The following is a 7,945-nucleotide window of genomic DNA, read 5'->3' as shown; positions in this document are numbered from 1 at the left end:
CGCTGCTTCGCGCTCAGCGCGCAAGGGTCTCCGCGACTTCGTCACCGCAGCCCTCCCCAGGGCCTCAGACCGCTCCCGAATGCGCCGCCCGAAGCAGCGCGGGCGCCCACACCAGCACCCGAGACGGATGATGGCCCTGCTCGGGCGGCGCTGTCAAGATACTGTCGTCAACAGCATCCATATTCGCTTCGGGGCATCAGTCCGCGAAGCGGAGGAATCCTGTGAATGCCAGTTCACGTGCGCGGGGCAGCAGGTCCGCACGGAGCGCACCGGCGTCGACCTCGAGCAGGTCGGCGATCGCATCGATGAGGACACCGACCGGAAGGTCGCCGTCGCACGCGCCGACGAGCGCTGCGAGCCCCGGATCCACGCCGAGCGCGCGACCGAACCCGCCGCCCTGGCGCAGCTCGATCACGGTCGGATCCTCGGCTCCGGGCAGGTGATGACGCGCCTCGGTGACGTCAGGGGCGACGACGAGGACGGATGCCGCGAGCCCCGCGTCGTCGAGATCGCTCAAGCGGTCGTGGGCGTCGAGCGCGGCCGCGAGATGCGCCCCGAGCCCGTCGCCCGCGAGGGCCGTGTGGAGGGTCTCGTACCGGGCGAGCGTGGGCGCCCCGTCGGCCGGACGCCGCAGCAGCAGGTAGCCGAAACCCACCTCCGTCACCGCGCGGGCCGCGAAGTCGTCGAGCCAGGCGTCGACGAGTCGCACGAAGCCGGGCGTGCCGGGCAGCGTGCCGCCGTCGCGCACCCACAGCTCGGCGTACGACAGCGGGTCGAGACTCTCACGCTCGACGACCCAGGCGTCCAGCGGCACCGGCGACGACTCGACCCATCCGCGCACGCGCTCGAGGCCGGGCACGCCGTCGCGCGTCTCCCAGTTGCCGAGCAGCTGCGCGACCCCGCCGGGCGCCAGGTGAGCGCCGACCCCCTTCACGAACGCGGCCACCACGTCGTCGCCCACCATCCCGCCGTCGCGGTACTCGTAGGCGGGGACGTCGGCGACCCGCGGCGTGATCACGAACGGCGGGTTCGACACGACGCGGTCGTACTGCTCTCCGGCGACGGGCTCGAAGAGGCTGCCGAGCCGCACCTCGATGCCGTCGATCCCGTTGAGGAGGGCGTTCAGCCGCGTGAACGACAGGGCGCGCGGCGAGATGTCGGTCGCCACGACGTGGCGAACGTGCGCGCGGGCGCGCAGCGCCTGGATGCCGCAGCCCGCCCCGATGTCGAGCGCTCGCTCTGCGGGGGTCGGCAGCTGCAGTCCGGCGAGCGTCAGCGACGCGCCGCCGACGCCGAGCACGTGATCCTCGGGCAGCGGCCCGCAGAGTGCCGCCTCGTCGAGGTCGCTCGCGATCCACCACTGTCCGGATCCTGACGCGTCGGCGTACGACTGCGGCCGCACCACCGCCAGCGCGCGCACCTCGCCCTTGTCGATCTCGGCGAGCCCCAGCCGCGCGAGTCCTTCCGCACCGGCACGCACGAGCGCGTGATCGACGGATGCCTCGGCCTGCGGCATCCCGAGCACGAGAAGTCTGCCCAGCACGGCGAGGGCGTCGCCGCGGTCGCCGAGGGCCCGCGACGCCGGTGACCGGAGGCCGCGCGCGATCGCATCGTCGGCCGCGGCGCCCCACGCGTCGCGCAGGGCTTCGGCGGTGAACCCCGCGCTGCGCAGGTCGGCGGCCAGGTCACGGCACAGGTCGGTATCCGGTTCGGGGAGCACGGCTCCATTCAACCGCGCCGCCCGCCCTCCGGCGGGCTCGGAGGCGCGGACCGTAGAATCTCCTGGATCGTGCGGTCAGGACATCGCACAGGAGCGAACCCCCCGACAGGATGATCGTGACTTCACCGCGAGCCCCGCGGCGTGCCCCGCGCCGCGCACCGCGCCTCGTGACCGCCGCCATGGCGGTCGGAGTCGTGCTCGCCGGTCTTCTGCTGCCGGCTCCCGCGATCGCGGCGGACCCGACACCGAGCCCCTCGCCGAGCGCGACATCCGCCGTCCCCGCGGGCACCACCGTGTTCACCCTGTCGCCCGTGGCGAACGGGATCGTGAACCCGGGCGATGCGCTGAGCGTGTCGGTCTCGCTGCAGAACGGGACCGATGCAGAGCTCGCGCCCGCGGCCGTCACCCTCTCTCTCGGGCGCACGCCCCTCGGCGACCGTGACGATCTGGGCGACTGGCTCGACGGCAGCTCGCCCGAGCTCGCCCTGGAGCCGATCGGCACCGACTCGATCGCAGCCGTCGAACCCGGCGGCTTCCAGGTCCGCGGCATCACGGTCGCGGCCGACGACCCTGCCCTCGCCGGCCTCGCCCCCGGCGTCTACCCGCTCGCCGCGTCGTACCCCGGTACCGAGGGCACCGTCACATCGACGAGCGTGATGATCGTGCCGCCCACCGAGGCCACCGACGTCGGCATCGGCGTGGTCGTGCCGATCACCGCAGGTCCTCTCAGCGAGGGCCTCCTCACCGCGGAGCAGCTCGCCGAGCTCACCGCGCCGGACGGCGAGCTCACCAACCAGCTCGACGGGGTCACCGGCACCGCCGCCATCCTCGCGGTCGACCCCGCCGTGCCCGCGTCGATCCGGGTGCTCGGCACCTCGGCCCCGGAGTCCGCGCTCGAGTGGCTCTCGCGCCTCGATGCCATCCAGAACTCGCGCTTCGCCCTGCAGTTCGGCGACGCCGACGTCACCGCGCAGCTGCAGGCGGGCCTCCCGCGGCCGCTGCAGCCCACCTCGTTCAGCGCGTACATGTCGTCCTCGAACTTCGCGACGCCGACGCCGACCCCGACGCCCACCCCGGCGCCGTCGGATGCGCCGACCACCGCACCCACCTCGCAGCCCGACAGCGCCCTTCCGAGCACCGACGAGCTGCTGGTCGTCGGCCCCGCCACCCGCCAGGGCGTGTATTGGCCCGCCGACGGCACGGCGGACGAGCAGATCGTCTCCCGCCTCGCCGACATCGCGACCGACGACGGCACCGCGCCCGTCACGCTCATCCCGTCGTCGACGACGGACGCCGGCTCCGACGGCCGGACCGTGTCGGCACACGGTCGGGTCGGCGCCGGCGAGGTGCTCGTCTACGACAGCGACATCTCAACCGCGCTCGACGACGCATCCCAGCAGGAGGAGTCGTGGCTGCGCGGCGCGCCACTCAGCACGGCCACCGCCTACCTCGCCTTCGCCGCGGCCGAGACGAAGGGCCCCCTCCTCGTGACGGTCGGCCGCGGCGACGGTCGCTCGCGCGTCGAGCTCGGCGCCGCGATCTCCGCGGCCTTCTCCGCCCCCGACGTGACGCCCCGCACCATCGCGACGGTCGCGGCGGGGGAGGCGTTCGACGTCGAGCTGACCGGCGTCGAGTCTTCGCCCGAGCGCGCGGCCGCGGCATCCGCCCTCGTCGCTGACGAAAGCGAGCTCGCCCGGTTCGCCACGATCCTCGACCAGCCGTCGCTGCTGACCGGGCCCGAGCGCGCCGACATCCTGCAGCTGCTCGGCGTCGCGTGGATCGGCGACGCCACCTGGCCGACGGAGCTCGCCGACCACCGCGCCGCGACGGCCGGAACCCTCGACTCGGTCGCACTCCTCCCCACGAGCCCGAGCGACCTCTACGGGTCGAGCGCCGCCCTCCGATTCTGGGTGCGCAACGACCTCCCGTACCCGGTCAACCTCGTCCTGTACACGACCCGTGACAACCTCCGGCTCGACGTGCAGGGCGAGACGCCGATCGTCGCGACGCCGCAGAGCAACACCCGCGTCGAGGTGCCGGTGCAGGCCCGCGTGGGCCGCGGCGACGTCACGCTGACCCTGCAGCTGCGCAGCCCCGCCTTCGTCGCCATCGGCGAGCCCGAATCCGTCGAGATCAACGTCTACGCCGACTGGGAGGCCGTCGGCATCGCGGCCCTCGCCGTGGTCGTCGGCATCCTCCTCCTGTTCGGCATCGCGCGCACCGTGCTGCGCATGCGCCGGAAGCGGAAGGGAACGGTCCCCACGCCCCCTCCAGGCGCCGCTGACGCGTCGCCCGGAGCCTCCGGGCGCGTGGGCCCAGCTGCCGCCCCGGGTGCTGCGGAGAGTGCGGCGTCGGCCGAAGCGAAGGACGCGAGCGAGGCGGAACAGATGTCGTCCACGACCGACGGAGACGAGCGGTGAGCGGGATCGGGCGCGCGAGCGCACTCATCGGCGCCGGCACGATCGTGTCGCGCCTCACCGGGTTCCTGCGCTCCGTCGTGCTGGTGTCGGCCATCGGCGCGACCACTGCAGGGGGCAACGCGTTCGCGATCGCGAATCAACTCCCGAACAACATCTACGCGATCATCTCGACAGGCCTCCTGAGCGCCGTCGTCGTGCCCCAGATCGTCAAGGCCGCCGCCCATGACGATGGTGGGCGCGCCTTCGTCTCGAAGCTCTTCACCCTGGGGACGGTGGTGCTCCTCGGGACGGCCGTCCTCGCGACGATCGCCGCTCCGTGGCTCGTGGCCCTCTACGCGCCCGGCTATCCCCCGCAGCAGCAGGCCTTGGCCACCGCATTCGCCTACTGGTGTCTGCCGCAGATCTTCTTCTACGGTCTGTTCGCGCTCGTCGGCGAATCCCTCAATGCTCGCCGCGTGTACGGGCCCTACACGTGGGCACCCATCGTCAACAACATCGTGTCGATCGCCGGTTTCCTCGTCTTCATCTGGCTCTTCGGCCCGACGGGTTCCGCGACGGCGTGGACGTCCGAGATGATCGCAGTCCTCGCGGGCACCGCGACGCTCGGCATCGTGGTGCAGACGGGGATCCTCTTCCTCTTCTGGCGGCAGACAGGACTGCACATCCGGCCCGACTTCGGCTGGAAAGGCGTCGGACTCGGGCAGATCGGAAAGCTCGCCGGCTGGACCTTCCTCATGGTCGTCGCGGGTCAGCTCGCCGGACTGGTCCAGTCGCAGGTCATGTCGGAGATCCCCAAGAGCGACCCGGGCGTCTTCGTGGCGCAGAACGCCTGGCTGCTGTTCATGCTCCCGTACTCGATCATCGTGCTGTCGATCGGCACCCCGTACTTCACCCAGTTGAGCGAGCACGCCGCGGCGGGCCGCGACGGCGAGGTGCGGGGCGACATCGGTCGCAGCATCCGCACGCTGGGAGTGTTCGTGGTCGCCGCCACGGCCGCCCTCGCTGCCGCCGCCATTCCCGCGTCCCGCATCTTCACCGGCAGCCCCGACGAAGCGGTCGCCGCGGCGGGGGTGCTGCTCTGCTACCTCGTGAGCCTCATCCCGCTCGCCGTGCTGTTCGTCGTGCAGCGCAGCTTCTACGCCTACGACGACACCCGGACCCCCTTCTTCTTCACGATCCTGCAGTGCGCGATCGTCGTCCTCACCGCCTGGGGCGCGCTGTGGGCTTTCCACGAAGGCGTGCTCCCTTCCGCGCAACTGGTCGCCGCAGTCGCGTTGGGCCAGTCTTTCGCCAGCGTCGTGCAGGTGATCGTCGCGACCTGGTTGCTGCATCGGCGGCTGGGGAGCATCCACGTCGGCTCATGGCTGTGGGCGCTCGGAAGGTTCGCACTGGCCGCGATTCCTGCGGGCGTCGTCGGCTGGCTGACATTCGAGCTGCTGGGCGGCGTCGATGGCTGGACGGTGTCCGACAAGATCCTCGGCGCCGCGGGCGCGGCCATCATCGGCATCGTCGTCATCGCGGTGTATGTCGGTATCCTCGCCGTCTTCCGAGCGCCCGAGCTCACCGTCGCCACCGGCCTCGTGCGCCGCTTCCTGCCCGGCCGACGCTGACACCGCCCGCCCATGTGTCCCGCCGGGGCGCGGGGGACGGGTCACGGAATGCCACGCGGTTACCATGTGTTGAGGCATCCGGAGCCATCGCGTGTGTCATGAGACGTTCCGCGAGGCTTCACGAGGAAAGGTGCGCACGTGCGTCAGGTCATCATCATCGGTTCGGGTCCCGCGGGTTACACGGCGGCCATCTACGCCGCCCGTGCCAACCTGAGCCCGCTCGTCGTGGCGAGCTCGGTCGAGGCCGGCGGCGAGCTGATGAACACCACCGAGGTCGAGAACTTCCCCGGGTTCCCCCAGGCGATCATGGGTCCCGACCTCATGGCGAAGATGCAGGAGCAGGCCGAGCGCTTCGGCGCCGAGGTGCTGTACGACGACGTCGTCTCGCTCGACATCGACGGCCCGGTCAAGAAGGTCACCCTCGGCAGCGGCGCCTCGCACGAGGCCGACGCGCTGGTGTTCGCGACCGGTTCCGCTCCCCGCAAGATCGGCATCGAGGGCGAGGCCCGCCTGTCAGGCCGTGGCGTGTCGTACTGCGCGACGTGCGACGGATTCTTCTTCCGGGAGCGCGTGATCGCGGTCGTCGGCGGCGGCGACTCCGCGATGGAGGAGGCGACCTTCCTCACCAAGTTCGCGTCGAAGGTGTACATCATCCACCGTCGCGACGAGCTGCGCGCCTCGAAGATCATGCAGGAGCGCGCGTTCAACAACGACAAGATCGAGTTCGTCTGGAACAGCGAGGTCGTCGACATCCTCGGCGACGAAGCGGTCACCGGCGTCGTGCTCGAGGACACCGTCGACGGCTCGCGTCGCGATCTCGCGCTGGACGGCGTGTTCGTCGCGATCGGCAACGACCCGCGCACGCACCTCGTGCACGACAAGCTCGACCTCACCCCCGAGGGCACCGTGTGGGTCGACGGCCGTTCGTCGCGCACCTCGGTCCCGGGTGTGTTCGCCGCCGGTGACGTGATCGACCCCACCTACCGTCAGGCGGTCACCGCCGCGGGCAGCGGGACGGTCGCCGCTCTCGATGTGGAGCACTTCCTCGCCGCACTCGGCGAGGCCGGCGCACCCGCCCCCGACGCGTCCGAGATCGACGGCCTTCCCGGCGCCGAGCCGGTCGCCAAGGTCGACGCCGCCTAGCGCGGGACCGGGCGCTGCACAAGCCCGGGAACACTTCGCGCCCCTCTCGCGTTGAATGAGCGTGGACAGACTTCCCAGAGAAGGAGAAAGACAGATGACCGCCAAGGCGACGACTTCCGCCACGTTCGAGCAGGACGTGCTCCAGGCCGAGGGCCCGGTGCTCGTGGACTTCTGGGCGGAGTGGTGCGGCCCGTGTCGCATGGTCTCGCCCGTCCTGGACCAGATCCAGTCGGAGCACCCCGACAAGATCACGATCCTCAAGCTCAACGTGGACGAGAACCCCGACCTCGCGATGAAGTACCAGATCACCTCCATCCCCGCGATGAAGGTGTTCAACAAGGGCGCTGTCGAGACGACCATCATCGGCGCCAAGCCGAAGTTCGCGCTCGAGCAGGATCTCGCGGCCTACATCGGCTGAGTTCCCTCACACTTCCCGAAGACCCCGCCGACCGTTCGGCGGGGTTTTCGTTGTTCTACCGGGGATTTCCTCAATATGCTGTCTCCGGCATCCGAGATTCTCACGGGAAACTTCGTCCGCGATGTCGATCTGCGCGAGGCTGGTTCGACGCACATGGTGAAGGGGCCGAACGGTCCTCCAAACGGGCCATCATCGCCCCGACGAAAGGGATTCCCATGCGTTACATGCTCATCATGCAGGTCGGTGCCGAGGCTGCTGCGGCGTTCGACCCCGAGACCTTCGACATGGCGGAGGCGTACGCCGCCATGGGCGCGTACAACGAGGAGCTGCAGAAGGCCGGCGTGTTCCTGAGCGCCGAGGGTCTGTCCGATGCCTCCGAGGGCTTCCGCGTCGACTTCGACTCGGTCCCGCCCGCGGTGACCGACGGACCGTTCGCCGAAGCGCGCGAGGTCTTCACCGGCTACTGGATCCTCGAGGTCGCCTCGCGCGAAGAGGCCGAGCACTGGGCGCGCAAGTGCCCGCTGGGCCCGGGCACCGCGCTGGAGGTGCGTCGCGTCAACGAGCTCAGTGACTTCGACCAGAACGACGAGTGGGTCTCCAAGGAGAAGGAGTGGCGTGCCGCCAACTCGTGACT

General features: G+C 70.8%; 6 protein-coding genes. 5 read left to right on the top strand and 1 reads right to left on the bottom strand.

Translation table 11 applies throughout. The features are described 5' to 3' along the window. Positions 1-196 precede the first annotated feature (196 nt). Positions 197-1,720: a methyltransferase gene (locus tag ACFC1K_RS02260; protein WP_375870248.1), complete on the bottom strand. Its 1,524-nt coding sequence runs from the start codon at positions 1,718-1,720 to the stop codon at positions 197-199. A 116-nt stretch (positions 1,721-1,836) separates the two neighbouring features. Here ACFC1K_RS02260 and ACFC1K_RS02255 point away from each other — a divergent pair, with 116 nt between their 5' ends. From ACFC1K_RS02255 to ACFC1K_RS02235, 5 genes are all read left to right on the top strand, one after another. Next, entirely contained in the window at positions 1,837-4,140 is a 2,304-nt protein-coding gene (locus ACFC1K_RS02255; RefSeq protein ID WP_375870247.1) for a DUF6049 family protein, read from the top strand. Further along, positions 4,137-5,750 (top strand): murein biosynthesis integral membrane protein MurJ, encoded by a 1,614-nt coding sequence (gene murJ, locus ACFC1K_RS02250; protein WP_375870246.1) that lies wholly within the window; start codon positions 4,137-4,139, stop codon positions 5,748-5,750. The genes ACFC1K_RS02255 and murJ overlap by 4 nt, the downstream gene beginning before the upstream one ends. 138 nt (positions 5,751-5,888) lie before the next feature. Then, positions 5,889-6,893, top strand: coding sequence for a thioredoxin-disulfide reductase (trxB, locus tag ACFC1K_RS02245; protein ID WP_375870245.1), 1,005 nt, complete (start codon positions 5,889-5,891; stop codon positions 6,891-6,893). 94 nt (positions 6,894-6,987) lie between these two features. Then, positions 6,988-7,311, top strand: coding sequence for a thioredoxin (gene trxA, locus ACFC1K_RS02240; protein ID WP_045301944.1), 324 nt, complete (start codon positions 6,988-6,990; stop codon positions 7,309-7,311). A gap of 215 nt (positions 7,312-7,526) precedes the next feature. Beyond that, positions 7,527-7,943, top strand: a complete 417-nt coding sequence (locus ACFC1K_RS02235) for a YciI family protein (protein ID WP_310286832.1) — start codon at positions 7,527-7,529, stop codon at positions 7,941-7,943. Positions 7,944-7,945: the final 2 nt, after the last annotated feature.

The sequence above is a fragment of the Microbacterium sp. NPDC056057 genome (assembly GCF_042266945.1).
Lineage (GTDB): Bacteria > Actinomycetota > Actinomycetes > Actinomycetales > Microbacteriaceae > Microbacterium > Microbacterium trichothecenolyticum_C.
Note: the sequence above shows the minus strand (reverse complement) of the source record. Positions and strands in the feature narration are given on the sequence as shown.

Excerpts from the sequence above, each read along its gene's own strand:
- trxA (WP_045301944.1), top strand. The coding sequence starts at position 6,988 with ATGACCGCCAAGGCGACGACTTCCGCCACGTTCGAGCAGGACGTGCTC.
- ACFC1K_RS02235 (WP_310286832.1), top strand. The coding sequence starts at position 7,527 with ATGCGTTACATGCTCATCATGCAGGTCGGTGCCGAGGCTGCTGCGGCG.